This window comes from Ottowia sp. (genome assembly GCF_035444425.1).
GTDB lineage: Bacteria > Pseudomonadota > Gammaproteobacteria > Burkholderiales > Burkholderiaceae_C > Ottowia.
Map to the genome: position 1 here is coordinate 33,708 of NZ_DAOMOQ010000024.1, position 15,312 is coordinate 49,019.

Annotated in this window: 13 protein-coding genes and 1 tRNA gene; 5 read left to right on the forward strand and 9 right to left on the reverse strand. The window is 68.3% G+C overall.

What is annotated here, in order from left to right:
- Window positions 1-86: 86 nt before the first annotated feature.
- Window positions 87-368, forward strand: a complete 282-nt coding sequence (locus PK606_RS10650; protein ID WP_324525024.1) for a hypothetical protein — start codon at window positions 87-89, stop codon at window positions 366-368.
- A 27-nt stretch (window positions 369-395) separates the two neighbouring features.
- Window positions 396-2,252: an ABC transporter ATP-binding protein gene (locus tag PK606_RS10655; RefSeq protein ID WP_324563678.1), complete on the forward strand. Its 1,857-nt coding sequence runs from the start codon at window positions 396-398 to the stop codon at window positions 2,250-2,252.
- Window positions 2,253-2,342: 90 nt separating this feature from the next.
- On the opposite strand, the gene PK606_RS10660 is transcribed toward PK606_RS10655, so the two are convergent.
- The 3 genes from PK606_RS10660 to ppsA all read right to left on the reverse strand — a co-directional run bounded on the left by PK606_RS10660 (window position 2,343) and on the right by ppsA (window position 7,256).
- Entirely contained in the window at window positions 2,343-4,421 is a 2,079-nt protein-coding gene (locus PK606_RS10660) for a VC_2705 family sodium/solute symporter (RefSeq protein ID WP_324563699.1), read from the reverse strand.
- Entirely contained in the window at window positions 4,411-4,716 is a 306-nt protein-coding gene (locus PK606_RS10665; RefSeq protein WP_324563680.1) for a DUF4212 domain-containing protein, read from the reverse strand. Before PK606_RS10665 ends, PK606_RS10660 begins: the two co-directional genes overlap by 11 nt.
- A 149-nt stretch (window positions 4,717-4,865) precedes the next feature.
- On the reverse strand, window positions 4,866-7,256 hold the full coding sequence (gene ppsA, locus PK606_RS10670) for a phosphoenolpyruvate synthase (protein ID WP_324563681.1): 2,391 nt from the start codon (window positions 7,254-7,256) through the stop codon (window positions 4,866-4,868).
- Between the two features lie 139 nt (window positions 7,257-7,395).
- Between ppsA and ppsR the strand changes: the two genes are divergently transcribed.
- Complete coding sequence (gene ppsR / locus PK606_RS10675; RefSeq protein ID WP_324563683.1) at window positions 7,396-8,217, forward strand: posphoenolpyruvate synthetase regulatory kinase/phosphorylase PpsR; 822 nt, start codon at window positions 7,396-7,398, stop codon at window positions 8,215-8,217.
- A 27-nt stretch (window positions 8,218-8,244) separates the two neighbouring features.
- On the opposite strand, the gene PK606_RS10680 is transcribed toward ppsR, so the two are convergent.
- Window positions 8,245-8,652 (reverse strand): GlcG/HbpS family heme-binding protein, encoded by a 408-nt coding sequence (locus PK606_RS10680; protein WP_324563686.1) that lies wholly within the window; start codon window positions 8,650-8,652, stop codon window positions 8,245-8,247.
- A gap of 203 nt (window positions 8,653-8,855) precedes the next feature.
- Between PK606_RS10680 and PK606_RS10685 the strand changes: the two genes are divergently transcribed.
- Both PK606_RS10685 and PK606_RS10690 read left to right on the forward strand, forming a co-directional pair.
- Window positions 8,856-9,557, forward strand: coding sequence for a Bax inhibitor-1 family protein (locus PK606_RS10685; RefSeq protein WP_324563689.1), 702 nt, complete (start codon window positions 8,856-8,858; stop codon window positions 9,555-9,557).
- 164 nt (window positions 9,558-9,721) lie between these two features.
- Window positions 9,722-9,797 (forward strand) — tRNA-His (locus tag PK606_RS10690).
- A gap of 338 nt (window positions 9,798-10,135) precedes the next feature.
- Here PK606_RS10690 and PK606_RS10695 read toward each other — a convergent pair.
- The 5 genes from PK606_RS10695 to PK606_RS10715 form a co-directional block, all read right to left on the reverse strand.
- Complete coding sequence (locus PK606_RS10695) at window positions 10,136-10,906, reverse strand: HpcH/HpaI aldolase family protein (RefSeq protein ID WP_324563692.1); 771 nt, start codon at window positions 10,904-10,906, stop codon at window positions 10,136-10,138.
- A gap of 62 nt (window positions 10,907-10,968) precedes the next feature.
- Window positions 10,969-11,856 carry a 2-hydroxy-3-oxopropionate reductase gene (locus tag PK606_RS10700; protein WP_324563703.1) on the reverse strand — a complete coding sequence of 296 codons (888 nt, stop codon included), beginning with the start codon at window positions 11,854-11,856 and terminating at the stop codon, window positions 10,969-10,971.
- 82 nt (window positions 11,857-11,938) lie between these two features.
- Complete coding sequence (gene garD / locus PK606_RS10705) at window positions 11,939-13,498, reverse strand: galactarate dehydratase (protein WP_324563694.1); 1,560 nt, start codon at window positions 13,496-13,498, stop codon at window positions 11,939-11,941.
- A 25-nt stretch (window positions 13,499-13,523) separates the two neighbouring features.
- Window positions 13,524-14,849: a glucarate dehydratase gene (gudD, locus tag PK606_RS10710; protein ID WP_324563696.1), complete on the reverse strand. Its 1,326-nt coding sequence runs from the start codon at window positions 14,847-14,849 to the stop codon at window positions 13,524-13,526.
- Window positions 14,850-14,986: 137 nt separating this feature from the next.
- On the reverse strand, window positions 14,987-15,312 hold a 326-nt coding region (locus tag PK606_RS10715; RefSeq protein WP_324563698.1), incomplete at its 5' end, for a Bug family tripartite tricarboxylate transporter substrate binding protein.

The window sequence follows — 15,312 nt, forward strand, 5'->3', positions numbered from 1 at the left end:
ACGCGCGAGTGTCGCATGCGCCGCCGCCGGCACAGGCACAATGTGGCACATCCCGCCTCGAACCTCCCTGTTTGGAGCAATCAAGCATGAACGCAGACGCCATCGGCAAGAAACTTGAATACGTCCCCGGCCTGGACGGCCTGCAGCCGGGCGAGAAGGCACGCGGCCGCGTGGCCTCGCTGCTCGAATACCGTGCCGGCGACGGTCCGCTGATCCAGATCCACCCCGACTACAGCCTGGAGCTGGAGCGCGCGCCGCAAAGCATGGTGGTGAGCTGGAAGGAGGACGGCCAGCCGATGAACGCATCGATCCCGGTGGTCGAGCTCGACGTGTTCCTGGACCGAGGCCAGATCCTGATCGAACGGTGACAGCGGCCATGCGCGGCCGCAACTGACATGCTCGGCCGCTTCGAGCGGCTGCTGCCGCCCTACCCCGATCCCGAACCGGCGCTGCCGCCGCAGGGCTTTTTCGCCTTCGTCTGGCGCGCCACCACCGGCCTGCGCGGCTACGTGGCGCTGATGGCGCTGCTGTCGGCCGCGACCTCGGTGTACGAGGCGCTGCTGTTCGCCTTGCTGGGCTACGTGGTCGACTGGCTGGCCCAGGTGCGGCCGGGCCAGCTGTGGGCCGTGCACGGCGGCATGCTGATGCTGCTGGCCGGCGTGCTGCTGGCATCGATCGCGCTGGTGGCGCTGCAGACCATCATCAAGCACCAGACGCTGGCGATCAACTTCCCGCTGCGCCTGCGCTGGAACTTCCACCGCCTGATGCTGGGCCAGAGCATGGCCTTCTACGCCGACGAGTTCGCCGGCCGCATCACCACCAAGATCATGCAGACCGCGCTGGCGGTGCGCGACATGAGCTTCACCACCGCCGACGTGGTGATCGGCATGGGCGTGTACATGATCACCATCCTGCTGCTGGCGGCCGGCTTCGACGGCTGGCTGATGCTGCCGTTCGCGCTCTGGGCGCTGGCCTACGCGGCCGCCTGCGGCTACTTCGTGCCGCGCCTGGGCAAGGTCAGCCGCGCGCAGGCCGACGCGCGCAGCGTGATGACCGGGCGCATCACCGACGCCTACACCAACATCGCCACCGTCAAGCTGTTCTCGCACACCCGGCGCGAGGCGCATTTCGCCCGCGCGGCGATGGAGGATTTCCGCCGCACCGGCTATGCGCAGATGCGGCTGGTGAGCCGGTTCGAGATCGTCAACCATGCGCTCATCGTGCTGCTGATCCTGGGCGCCTGCGGCAGCTCGCTGTGGCTGTGGTCGCTGGGTGAGGTCGGCGCCGGCGCGGTGGCCGCGGTGACGGCGATGGCGCTGCGCCTGTCGGGCATGAGCCACTGGGTGATGTGGGAGATGACCAGCCTGTTCGAGAGCGTGGGCACGATCCAGGACGGCATCAACACCTTGTCGCGCCGCCGCGCCGTGGTCGATGCCCGGGACGCCCGCGCACTGCTGGTGACGCAGGGCGGAGTGCGCTTCGAGGATGTCAGCTTCCACTACCGCGACGGCAGCAAGGCGGTCATTGACCGGCTCAACCTCACCATCCAGCCGGGCGAGAAGATCGGCCTGATCGGCCGCTCGGGCGCCGGGAAGTCGACCCTGGTGAACCTGCTGCTGCGCTTTCACGACCTGCAGGGTGGGCGCATCCTGATCGACTGCCAGGACATCGCCCACGTCACCCAGGACAGCCTGCGCCAGCACATCGGCATGGTCACGCAGGACACCTCGCTGCTGCACCGCAGCCTGCGCGACAACATCCTGTACGGCCGACCCGACGCCAGCGAGGCCGAACTGGCCACCGCGGCGCGGCGCGCGCAGATCGACGAGTTCATCCAGCACCTGGCCGACCCGCAGGGCCGCACCGGCTACGAGGCCTACGTCGGCGAGCGCGGCGTCAAGCTGTCCGGCGGCCAGCGCCAGCGGGTGGCGATCGCGCGCGTGATGCTCAAGGACGCGCCGATCCTGCTGCTCGACGAGGCCACCAGCGCGCTCGATTCCGAGGTCGAGGCGGCGATCCAGGACAGCCTGTACGAGCTGATGAAGGGCAAGACCGTGATCGCCATCGCGCACCGCCTGTCGACCATCGCCGCGCTCGATCGGCTGGTGGTGCTGGACCAGGGGCGCATTGTCGAGCAGGGCACGCACGCCGAACTGCTGGCGCGCCGCGGCCTCTACGCCGGCCTGTGGGCGCGCCAGAGCGGCGGCTTCCTGGGCGAGCAGATCGAGGATCCCGAAACCGTGGCGGCCTGAGGGCGGCCACGCCCGTTCGCCGTCCTCAGCCGGGACGTCACCCGCCTGCCGGCAAGCGACGCCGGCGCTGTCGGTGCCGGCCCGAAGGCGTCAGGCCGGCACCACGGCACGGCGGGCGGCGCGCCCGTCCCACCAGGAGATCAGCCCCATCGCGATGAAGCCCGCCGGCACGCCGAAGATGCCCGCCGACACCGGGTGGATGCTCCACCAGGTGCCGCCCGGCGGCAGGCCCCACACGCTGCGCCACCCGGGGCTGGCCAGCAGCATGTAGCCGACCGTGACGACGATGCCGGCCAGCATGCCGGCCACCACGCCGCGCCGCGTGGCGCCGCGCCAGAACAGGCCCAGCACCAGGCCGGGAAAGAACACCGCCGCCGCCAGCGAGAACGAGGCCGCCACCAGCAGGATGATCTCGGCCGGCTTGAACGCCGCCACCGTCGCCGCCAGCATGGCCACCGCCAGCAATGTGAACTTGGTCAGGATCACGCGGTTCTCCGACACCCGGACCACGCCGCCGCGGATCGGCGCGGTGTCGTGCACCAGCGCGTTGCTGATGGTCAGCAGCAGACCGTCGGCGGTCGACAGCGCCGCCGCCAGGCCGCCGGCCGCCACCAGACCGGAGACCACGTAGGGCAGCCCACCCAGCTCGGGCGTGGCCAGCATGATCATGTCGACGCCCAGGCGGATTTCGCCGAACTGCAGCAGGCCGTCGCCGTTGACGTCCTGCACCGAGATCAGCGCCGGATCGACCCGGCCCCACTGCGCGATCCAGTGCGGCAGCTGGTCGAAGCTGCTGCCGACCAGGCCTTCCATGACCTCGTACTTCACCAAGACCGCCAGCGCCGGCGTGCTCAGGTACAGCAGCGCGATGAACACCAGCGACCAGGCCACCGAGCGCCGCGTGTCGGCCACGCTGGGCGTGGTGTAGAAGCGCGTCAGCAGATGCGGCAGGCTGGCGGTGCCGATCATCAGGCAGAACATCAGCGCCATGAAGTTCAGCCGCGAGGCCTGGAACGCGGCCTGCTCCTCGGGCGTGCCCGCGGGATCGCCGTCGAAGGTCTGGCTCTGGCGCGGCACGCCGCCCAGCGGGCGGGCGCGCTCCAGCGCGTCGCTCATGGCGCGGCTCCACTGCTCGCGCGCGCTGGCTTCGTCCTTGGGCAGCGCCGCCAGTTCGCGCCGCGCCACCATCACCAGCGAGAAGTCGACGCCCTGCTTGCGCAGCATGCGGATGCGCTCCTCCAGCTGATCGCGCTCACGCCGCAGCGCGGCGGCCGGATCCTGCAGCCGTTCGGCGTAGTCGCGCGCGCGCTGCAGGTGGATGGCGCGCACTTCCTGCTCGGCCGGCGAGTCGATCAGCGCGCGCTCGAGCCGCTCGATCTTGGGCAGCTGCTCGCCGTAGACCAGCGGCGCCAATGGCGTGCCGAGCTGCTTGTAGGCCAGCCAGGACACCGGAATCAAGAAGGCCAGCACCAGCACCACGTACTGCGTCACCTGGGTCCAGGTGATGGCGCGCATGCCGCCCAGGAACGAGCACAGCAGGATGCCGCCGAGACCGAGCAGGATGCCGATCTCGAACTGCACCCCGGTCAGGCGCGAGGCGATCAGGCCGACGCCGTAGATCTGCGCCACCACGTACATGAAGGAGCAGGCCACCGCCCCCAGCGCCGCCAGCAGGCGCGGCCAGCGCCCGCCGTAGCGCACGGCGAAGAAATCCGGCACGGTGTAGAGCTCCATGCGCCGCAGGCGCGGCGCGATCAGCAGCCCGACTAGGCAGAAGCCGCCGGTCCAGCCCAGCACGTAGGCGAACCCGCCCGGATGCGCCGGCGTGCCGGCGAAGCCCTGCAGGTACAGCGCGCCCGCCAGGCTGATGAAGGAGGCCGCGCTCATCCAGTCGGCCGCGGTCGCCATGCCGTTGTACATGGCCGGGATGCGGCGCCCGGCGACGTAGAAATCCTCCGGGTCGGTGGTGCGCCCGTAGATGCCGACCACGGCGTACATCATGACCGACAGGAACAGGAAGATCGGGCCGATCCAGCCGCGCGACAGGCCGGCGCGCTCGGCCCAGGCCATCAGCAGCAGGAAGGCCACCAGGCCCAGGATGAACAACAACAGCTGGCGGTGCAGGCGCCACAGGTAGTCGCGCTCGGCGCGGCCGTCGCTAGCGCGCATCGCCACCTGCCACATCGTCTGCGCCGGGCGCATCGGGTGCGTCGGCGGGCGGCGGCTCAACCGCCTCGGCGCGATTCATCAGCCACGCATGGACCATCACGATGGCGATGAACACCAGCACCGCGCCCTGGGCCGCCCACCAGTAGTTGAGCGGCCAGTTGCCCACGCTCTGGTCCAGGTCATGGGCGAAGAAGGTGATGCCGAACGCCGCCACCGCCCAGACCAGCAGCAGCACGGCGCGCAACCAGACAGCCGAGGCGGATTCCTGTTCCAGGGCGTCCGGCTGCCGCTGCATGTCGTCGCTCGCTCAGCCCAGCGGCCGCGCGGCCGTGCGGCCCCGACAGCCGTGCGGCAGGCCAGGCCGATGCCGCCGAGACGCCGGCCCGGCCCGGCCACCGGCGGCTTCCCGCCAGGGGCAAGGCGCGCAGCGACTCGGGACGGAGGTCATCTGGCCAGCAGCTGCCAGGTGTCGATCACGCTGTCAGGGTTGAGCGAGATCGAGGCGATGCCCTCGTCGGCCAGCCAGCGCGCGAAGTCGGGGTGATCGCTGGGGCCCTGGCCGCAGATGCCGACGTACTTGTCGGCCGCCTTGCAGGCCGCGATAGCGCGCCCCAGCATGGCCTTCACGGCCGGGTCGCGTTCGTCGAAGTCGGCCGCGAGCAGCTCCATGCCGCTGTCGCGGTCGAGGCCCAGCGTGAGCTGGGTCAGGTCGTTGGAGCCGATCGAGAAGCCGTCGAAGAACTGCAGGAACTCGTCGGCCAGGATGGCGTTGCTGGGCACCTCGCACATCATCACCACCTTGAGCCCGTTGTCGCCGCGCTTCAGGCCCTTGTCGGCCAGCAGCTGGGTCACGCGCTCGGCCTGCGCCAGCGTGCGCACGAAGGGCACCATCACCTGCACGTTGGTCAGACCCATCTCGTCGCGCACGCGTTTCAGCGCCTCGCACTCCATGGCGAAGGCCTCGCGGAAGTCGGCACTGATGTAGCGCGCGGCGCCGCGGAAGCCCAGCATGGGGTTTTCCTCGTCCGGCTCGTAGCGGCTGCCGCCGATCAGCTTGCGGTACTCGTTGCTCTTGAAGTCCGACAGCCGCACGATCACCGGCTTGGGCCAGAACGCCGCCGCGATGGTCGCCACGCCCTCGGCCACCTTGTCGACGTAGAAGGCGCGCGGGCTGGCGTGGCCGCGTGCCACGCTCTCCACCGCCTTCTTCAGGTCGGCATCGACCTGCGGGTAGTCGAGGATGGCCTTGGGGTGCACGCCGATGTTGTTGTTGATGATGAACTCCAGCCGCGCCAGGCCCACGCCCTCGTTGGGCAGCTGGGCGAAGTCGAAGGCCAGCTGCGGGTTGCCGACGTTCATCATGATCTTGGTGGCGATCGGCGGCATGGTGCCGCGCTGCACCTCGGTCACCTCGGTTTCCAGCAGGCCATCGTAGATGTGGCCGGTGTCGCCCTCGGCACAGCTCACCGTGACCAGGGTGCCGTCCTTGAGCTTCTCGGTGGCGTTGCCGCAGCCCACCACGGCCGGGATGCCGAGTTCGCGCGCGATGATGGCGGCGTGGCAGGTGCGCCCGCCGCGGTTGGTCACGATGGCGCTGGCGCGCTTCATCACCGGCTCCCAGTTGGGGTCGGTCATGTCGGTGACCAGCACGTCGCCGGGCTGCACCTTGTCCATCTCGGCGATGTCGCCGACCAGCCGCACCGGGCCGGTCCCCACCTTCTGGCCGATCGCGCGGCCCTCGGCCAGCACCGGGCCGGTGCTCTTGAGCTTGTAGCGGTGCTCGGTCTTGCCGTGCTGCTGGCTCTTCACCGTCTCGGGGCGCGCCTGCAGGATGTAGAGTTGGCCGTCGCCGCCGTCCTTGCCCCACTCGATGTCCATCGGGCGGCCGTAGTGCTGCTCGATGACCAGGGCGTAGCGCGCCAGCTGCTCGATCTCCTCGTCGCTGAGCGAGAAGCGGTTGCGCTGCTCGGCCGGCACGTCGATGGTCTTGACCAGCCTGTCATCGGCGGCCTTTTCCTCGGCCGTGGCGAACACCATCTGCACCAGCTTGCTGCCGAGGTTGCGCCGGATCACCGACTTCTTGCCGGCCTGCAGCATCGGCTTGTGGACATAGAACTCGTCCGGGTTCACCGCGCCCTGCACCACCGTCTCGCCGAGGCCGTAGCTGCTGGTGATGAACACCACCTGGTCGAACCCGCTCTCGGTGTCGATGGTGAACATCACGCCGGCCGCGCCCAGGTCCGAGCGCACCATGCGCTGCACGCCGGCCGACAGCGCCACCACATCGTGCTCGAAGCCCTTGTGCACGCGGTAGCTGATGGCGCGGTCGTTGTAAAGGCTGGCGAACACCTCCTTCATCTTGTGCAGCACGGCGTCGATGCCGACCACGTTGAGGAAGGTCTCCTGCTGACCGGCGAACGAGGCGTCGGGCAGGTCCTCGGCCGTCGCCGACGAGCGCACGGCGAAGCTGGCGTCCGCGTTGCCGCCTGCGAGCCGGGCGAAGGCGTCGCGGATGGCCTGCTCCAGATCGGCCGGAAACGGCTGCGCCTCGACCCAGCCGCGGATCTCGGCGCCGGCCTCGGCGAGCGCGCGCACGTCGTCGGTGTCGAGCGTCTTCAGGCGCGCGCTGATGCGCTCGGCCAGCCCGTCGTGGGCCAGGAAGCGGCGGAACGCGTGCGCCGTGGTGGCGAAGCCGGTGGGTACGCGCACGCCCTGCGGCAGCTGGCTGATCATTTCGCCGAGGCTGGCGTTCTTGCCGCCGACCGCCTCGACGTCGGTCATCCTCAGGTTCTCGAATGGCACGACCAGGGCGGTCGGCTCGAACAGCGTTGACATGGGAAAAGCTCCAGAGTTTGAAAACCGGGGCGAACGGCGCCGCTGACGGGTGCGGCCAGGCCTTTGTCGTTGTGTTTCGTGGACTGGGCGGCGCGGGTTCGCATAATGGGCATCGATTGTAAGTAGCGAGCCCACCGCCATGCCTGACCGCACCGTGTTCTTCATCTCCGACGGCACCGGCATCACTGCCGAGACCTTCGGCAACGCCATCCTGGCGCAGTTCGACTTCACGCCGCGCCGCGTGCGCCTGCCGTTCGTCGACACGCCGGACAAGGCGCACCAGGCGGTGCGCCAGGTCAACCACGCCGGCGAGCTGGAGGGCAAGCGGCCGATCGTCTTCACCACGGTGGTCGACCGCGAGGCGCTGGGCATCATCCAGAGCGGCTGCAAGGCCATGATGCTGGACATGTTCGGCACCTTCGTGGCGCCGATCGAGCAGGAGATCGGCATCACCAGCCACCACCGGGTCGGGCGTTTCTCGGACGTGAGCAAGAGCCAGGCCTACCACGACCGCATCGAGGCGATCAACTTCAGCCTGGCCCACGACGACGGCCAGAGCAACCGCGACCTGACCGAGGCCGAGGTGATCCTGATCGGCGTCAGCCGCAGCGGCAAGACGCCAACCAGCCTGTATCTGGCCATGCAGCACGGGTTGAAGGCCGCCAACTACCCGCTGATTCCGGAGGATTTCGAGCGCCGCCAGCTGCCGCCGGCGCTGGTGCCGCACAAGAAGAAGACCTTCGGCCTCACCATCGCGCCCGAGCGCCTGTCCGAGATCCGCTCCGAACGCCGGCCCGGCTCACGCTACGCGTCGATCGAGAACTGCCGCATGGAGGTGTCGGAGGCCGAGGCCATGATGCGCCGCTCGGGTATCCGCTGGCTCTCGACCACCACCAAGTCGATCGAGGAGATCGCCACCACCATCCTGCAGGAGGTGCGGCCGGAGCGGCTGAGCTACTAACGAATGGCGGAAACGCCGGCCGGACGCCTACAGGCCCAGCGCGGCGATGCCGGCGCGCGCGATCTGCGCGTCTTCATTGGACTTCACGCCGCTGACACCGACCGCGCCCAGGCACTGGCCGTCCTTGACGATGGGCACGCCGCCCTCCAGCATGCCGTCCAGCGCCGCCACCGACAGGAAGGCGGTGCGCCCGCCGTTGATCATGTCCTCGTAGCCCTTGCTCTCGCGCCGCCCGATGGCCGCCGTGCGCGCCTTGGCCGGGCCGATCTGGGCGCTCACCGGCGGCGCACCGTCGAGCCGCTGCAGGTGCAGCAGGTGGCCGCCGTCGTCGACAATGGCGATCGTCACCGCCCAGTGGTGCTTCAGCGCCTCGGCTTCCGCCGCCGCGGCCACCGCCTTGACGTCGGCACTTTCCAGCATCATCTTGTTTTTCATCGCGGGATCCTCAAATTGAATGGGGTCATAAGGTCGTTCGGATAACCGGATAGCGTAACGCCAATCCGGGCCATGAAATCCCCTCATGGCACTTTCCGTTCACTCGGCGGGAATTTTTCCGTTGGCGACCACTCTACGTACAATGAAACGATCCGGGCGTCACTCTGGCGGCCATGTTGTTGACCTACAGGAGAATCCATCGCATGAATGACCGCTCTCGAACCCTGGGCTACGCCGACATCGCGCGTGGCGGCGTCACCACGCCGGAACAGCGCAACAAGGTTCTGCGCAACACCTACTGGCTGCTGGCCCTGAGCCTGGTGCCGACGGTCCTCGGCGCCTGGCTGGGCGTGGCCACCGGCATCACCGCCGGCCTGGGCGGCGGACTCGGCCTGGTGGTGTTCCTGGCCGGTGCCTTCGGCTTCATGTACGCGATCGAGAAGACCAAGAACTCGGCCGCCGGCGTGCCGGTGCTGCTGGCCTTCACCTTCTTCATGGGCCTGATGCTCTCGCGCCTGATCGCGATGGTGCTGGGCTTCAAGAACGGCTCCGAACTGGTGATGACCGCCATGGGCGGCGCGGCCGGCGTGTTCTTCGTCATGGCCAGCCTGGCCAGCGTCATCAAGCGCGACCTCTCGGGCATGGGGAAATGGCTGTTCGTCGGCGCGCTGGTCATCCTGGCCGGCATCGTCGTCAACCTGTTCGTTGGCTCGGCGGTCGGCATGATGGTCATCAGCACGCTGATGATCGGCGTGTTCAGCCTGTTCATGCTGTACGACCTCAAGCGCATCATCGATGGCGGCGAGACCAACTACATCAGCGCCACGCTGGCGCTATACTTGGACCTGTTCAACGTGTTCCAGGGCCTGCTTGCGCTGCTCGGCCTGGGCGGCAGCAGCGACTGATGACGCACGGCCAGAGCGGCCGGTTGCCGGCCGCTGCCACATGGACCAAGGGGCCTTCAGGCCCCTTTTTCATGTACAGCGACCTGCTGCGACGCGGAGCACCCCAGTGATGCGTCGGGCAGCACCACCGCCATCGATCACGCTATAATTTGCGGTTATTGACGGTGGCTGTAGCTCAGTTGGTAGAGTCCAGGATTGTGATTCCTGTCGTCGTGGGTTCGAGTCCCATCAGCCACCCCAGTCAATACATCAAAGCCCGCTATGCGTAACATAGCGGGCTTTTTTTCTCCGCGTGCCTGCAAGCAGACCTGCAAGCACGGCTCCTGGACGCCGCCCACAAAAAAGCCCCGGTGACGGGGCTCAAGTTGGGGTATCCCCCTCGTTATGGATTTTGGTGTTGCCAGATGCGTGACCGGGCAAGACTAGCCTGATCGGCGATCACGCGCATCCCCAAAATTGGGGATGTGTGCGGATCGGTGCACTTGGGGAAAACGAGGGCCAAGCCGGCCCCCCGGCGGAAAACGTCAGCTGCAGGGATAGCCGGCGGTCCGGCTGCCAGCCGCAGCGGCCCACGCTGTTCAGTTTGCTGGCGCTGGCCGCATGGCCGTCAGCACGCCCTGGGCGCCGGCGGCCATCAGGCGTGCATCCGAGCTCACGGTGAGGAACTGGAAGCCGGCCGCCATGCGTGCCAGCGCACCTTGCGAGTTGCCGTTGTGGATGCCTGCCACCACACCGTGCGCCTTGGCCCGCGCCAGGATGTGGTCGATGGCCTGCTGCACCTTCGGGTCGACGTCGTCGAAGACCGGGCGGCACCCAAGTGCCAACGACAGGTCGGACGGGCCGATGTAGATCGCGTCCAGGCCTTCCACCGACAGGATCGCGTCCAGGTTGTCGAGCGCCTTGGCGGTCTCGATCATCGCGAACCTGACGATGGTGTCGTTGGCGTGCTGCGGGTAATCGGCGCCGGCGTACAGCAACGCGCGGATCGGGCCGAAGCTGCGGGTGCCGCGCGGCGCGTAGTGGGTCCAGGCCACCAGGTTCTGGGCATCCTCGCGCGTGTTGACCATGGGACAGATCACACCGTAGGCGCCGGCGTCCAGCGTCTTCATCAAGATGCCCGGTTCCAGCCACGGGACGCGAACCAGCGGCACGGTGTCCGTGGTCGAGATCGCCTGCAGCATGGGCAGCATGGCCTGGTAATCGATGACGCCGTGCTGCAGATCGATGGTCAGTGAATCCCAGCCCTGATGGGCCATGGTTTCCGCCGAAAATCCGTTCGGCAGCGTGAGCCAGCCATTGATGGCGGCGTCTCCCGACTGCCACAGCATGCGCAAGCGGTTCTCTCTCATGGAATGCTCCTGTTGTCTGGTTCAGTCAGGCCGGCTTCTGGCACGACGTGCCCCGGCCTGGCTCACGCCGCCGCGACCTCGTGCTTCGCCAGCAGCTCCAGCGCCTTGACCAGGGCCGAATGGTCGAGCTGGTCCCAGCCGTTCGCAGCGCACGCGCCCATCAGCTGGGCCGCGCCGGCAGTCTGCGGCAGCGCCACGCCGATCGCCTTGGCGCCGGAGAGCGCCAGGTTCAGGTCCTTCTGGTGCAGGTTGATGCGAAAGCCAGGGTCGAACGTGCGCTTGATCATGCGCTCGCCATGCACCTCGAGGATGCGGCTGGAGGCGAAGCCGCCCATCAGCGCCTGCCGCACCTTGGCCGGATCGGCGCCGGCCTTGCTGGCGAACAGCAGCGCTTCACCCACCGCCGCGATGTTCAGCGCCACGATGATCTGGTTGGCGACCTTGGTGGTCTGGCCATCGCCCACGCCGCCGACGTGGGTGACGTTCTTGCCCATCAGCTCGAACAGCGGCCTGGCCTTGGCGAACGCCGCATCGGTTGCGCCGACCATGATGGTCAGGCTGGCGGCCTTGGCGCCGACTTCGCCGCCCGAGACCGGCGCGTCGACGTAGTCACAGCCGAGTTCCCCGACGCGCTCGGCAAAACGCTTGGTCTCGATCGGCGAGATGCTGCTCATGTCGATCACCAGCTTGCCCTTGGACAGGCCTTCGGCCACGCCATCGGCGCCGAACAGCACGGCTTCGACATCCGGGGTATCGGGCACCATCAGGATGGTGACTTCGGCCTGCTGGGCGACTTCCTTGCCGTTCGCGCAGGCGATGGCGTTGCTGGCGGCGATCTCGGCGTGGGTCTTGGCTCGCTTGACGTAATAGAGCTGGTGCCCGGCATTGACGAGGTGCAGCGCCATGGGCGCGCCCATGATGCCGAGGCCGATGAATCCGATCTTCATGATGACTCCTTGATGCTTGATTGACGAGTTCCGCGTGAACGGTGACCGTGCCGCGGCGAAAAACCACCGTGCCCGCACTGCCCTCCTAGGTCACCGGCGCCGGGTTGAACAGCACCAGCGCGTTGTGCAGTCGCCAGCGTTCGGCCCAGGTTCGCTGGCGACCCGAGGCCACTTCGAGCAACAGCTTGAACAAGGCCATGCCGGTCTCCTCGATGGTCTGTTCGCCGTCCGCGATGCGGCCGGCGTTCAGGTCCATCAGGTCGTGCCAGCGGCGTGCCAGCTCGGTGCGCGTGGCGACCTTGACCACCGGGCACGCAGCCAGGCCGTAGGGCGTGCCGCGCCCGGTGGTGAACACGTGCAGGTTCATGCCGGCGGCCAGTTGCAGGGTACCGCAGATGAAGTCGCTGGCGGGCGTGGCGGCGAATACCAGGCCGGTCTGGTCGGGGCGCAGCTTCTCGCCCGGCGGCAGCACGCTGGCGATCGCCGCGCTGCCGCTCTTGACCACGCTGCCCATGGCCTTCTCGGCGATATTCGACAGGCCACCGGCCTTGTTGCCAGGCGTGGTGTTAGCCGCGCGGTCGGCGCGGCCGCGCGCCAGATAGTGGTCGTACCAGTCGAGCTCGCGCACGATCGCCTCGGCCACCTCGGGCGTGGCGGCGCGGGAGGTGAGCTGATCGACCGCGTCGCGCACTTCGGTGTTCTCGCTGAACATCACGGTGCCGCCGGCGCGCACCACCAGATCGGCCATCTTGCCGACCGCCGGGTTGGCGGTGATGCCAGAGAACGCATCGCTGCCGCCGCATTGCACGCCCACCACCAGCTTGCTGGCAGACACCGTCTGGCGCCGGCGCGCGTTCAGGCGTTCGAGAATCGGCCGCGCCCGCTGCACGATGTCATCGACCATCGACATGAAGCCGACGTGCGTGGCGTCCTGCAGGCAGACGTTGTTGAGCGTCGCACCCGCCGGCCGCAGCGGCAGCGTGCCGGGCGGCATCAGCCGGTCCGGCTGCAGTTTCTCGCAGCCCAGGCTGACCATCAGCAGCTCGCCGCCGAAGTTCGGGTTCATGCTGATGTGGCGCAGCGTGCGCTGCGGGATCTCGGCACCCGGCGCATCGATCGCCACGCCGCAGCCGTAGCTGTGCTCGAGTGCCACCACGCCATCGACATTCGGATAGAGCGGCAGCAGCTCGGCGCGGATGCGCTCGGCCGCGATGCCGACCACGCCGGCCACGCACTGCACGGTGGTGGTGATGGCCAGCAGGTTGCGGGTACCGACCGAGCCGTCGGGGTTGACGTAGCCGTCGAACGTGTAGCCTTCCAGCGGTTCCCACGTCGGCGCCGGCACGGTGGCCATCGGCAAGCCCTCGAGCGCGCGCGCCGCCGGGATGTCGAGCAGCCGCTCGTGCACCCAACTGCCGGCGGCGATGGCGCGTTTGGCGTAACCCACCGGTACGTTGTAGCGGCGCACCACGCCACCGGCCTCGATGTCGGTGAGCGCCAGCTTGTGCGCCTGCGGCACCTTCTCGCGCAGCACCAGGCCATCGGGCATCACCGTGCCTGCCGCCAGGCCGCCCTCGTTGGCGACGACGGCCACGTTGTCCGCCGGGTGCATGCGGATGGCCAGCGGCCGGCGGGTCGTGTTCATGCGTGCCAGGTCCAGCGAAGCCCCATCAGCGCACCATGCACGGCCGCTTGGGATCGAAGGTCCAGTTCGGCACCAGATACCGCATCGCCACGGCGTCGTCGCGCGCGCCGAGGCCATGCCGAAGGTAGAGCTGATGCGCCTTCTCGACCTCGGCCAGGTCCAGCTCGATCCCCAGGCCGGGTCGATCCGGCACCTGCACGTAGCCGCCTTCGATCTTCAGCGGTTGCCTGGTCAGTCGCTGGCCGTCTTGCCAGATCCAGTGGGTGTCGATGGCGGTGACCTTGCCGGGCGCGGCCGCACCAACGTGGGTGAACATGGCCAGCGAGACGTCGAAGTGGTTATTGGAGTGGCTGCCCCAGGTCAGGCCCCAGTCGCGGCAGGTCTGTGCCACGCGGACGCTGCCCGCCATGGTCCAGAAATGCGGATCGGCGAGCGGGATGTCGACCGCCTGCACCGACAGCGCGTGCACCAGTTGCCGCCAGTCGGTGGCGACCATGTTGGTGGCCGTCGGCAGGCCGGTGGCACGGCGGAACTCGGCCATCACCTCGCGGCCCGAGAAACCGTCCTCGGCACCGCAGGGATCTTCTGCGTAGGCCACAACGCCCTGCATCTTCCGACCCAGTCGGATGGCATCGTTCAGCAGCCAGCCACCATTGGGGTCGAGCGTGACGCGCGCGTCCGGGAAGCGCTCGTGCAGCGCGGTGACGGCCTCGACCTCTTCGTCGCCGCGCAGCACGCCACCCTTGAGCTTGAAGTCCTGGAAACCGTAGCGCGCCTGCGCGGCCTCGGCCAGGCGCACCACCGCCTCGGGCGTCATGGCCCGCTCGTGACGCAGGCGCAGCCAGTCGTCCTCGGCGTCAGGTTCGCCGGCATACGGCAGGTCCGTCTTGCCGCGGTCGCCGATGAAGAACAGGTAGCCCAGCATCTGCACCGCGTCGCGCTGCTGCCCTTCGCCGAGCAGGGCCGCCACCGGCACGCCCAAATGCTGACCCTGCAGGTCGAGCAAGGCACTTTCCACCGCGGTCACGGCGTGAATGGTGGTGCGCAGGTCGAAAGTCTGCAGGCCGCGCCCGCCCGCATCACGGTCGGCGAACTGCGCGCGCATGGCATTCAGCACCGCATGCATGGCGCTGATCGACTGCCCTTCGATGAGCGCCCGGGCGTCTTCCAGCGTCTGGCGGATCTTCTCGCCGCCGGGCACTTCGCCCACCCCGGTGTGGCCAGCGCTGTCGGTCACGGCCACCAGGTTGCGGGTGAAGAAGGGTGCGTGCGCCCCGGACAGATTGAGCAGCATGCTGTCGCGCCCGGCGACGGGAATGACACGCATCTGGCGGATCGTTGGGGCGCTCATGGTTCTCGCATTCGGCTAGAGGGTGGTGCGATGGCGGTACTCGACACCATGGATGGTGACCGACCGCAGCCGACCGGATACCGGGGTCGGATGCGGGTCGGATTCGTCGTCGCGATCAATTCGTGATCAAGCCGCAATCAATTGGCGCTGATCTTGCGGTCGGCAATCAGCTTGCCCCAGCGCGCGTACTCGGCAGCCTGGAACCTGGCGAACTCTTCCGGCGTGTTGAGCACCATCTCGAAGCCCAGTTCCAGCATCTTGGCCTTGGTCTCGGGCTCGTTCATGATCTCGGCCACCGCATTGCGCAGCTTAGTCTTGATGTCGGCCGGCAGTCCGTGCGGGCCAGCCATGGCCTGCCACGAATACACGTTGGACTCCTTCACGCCGCTTTCCTCCAGCGTCGGCACATCCGGCAGCAGCGGCGAGCGCTTGGCGCTGGTGATGACCAGCGGACGCAGCTTGC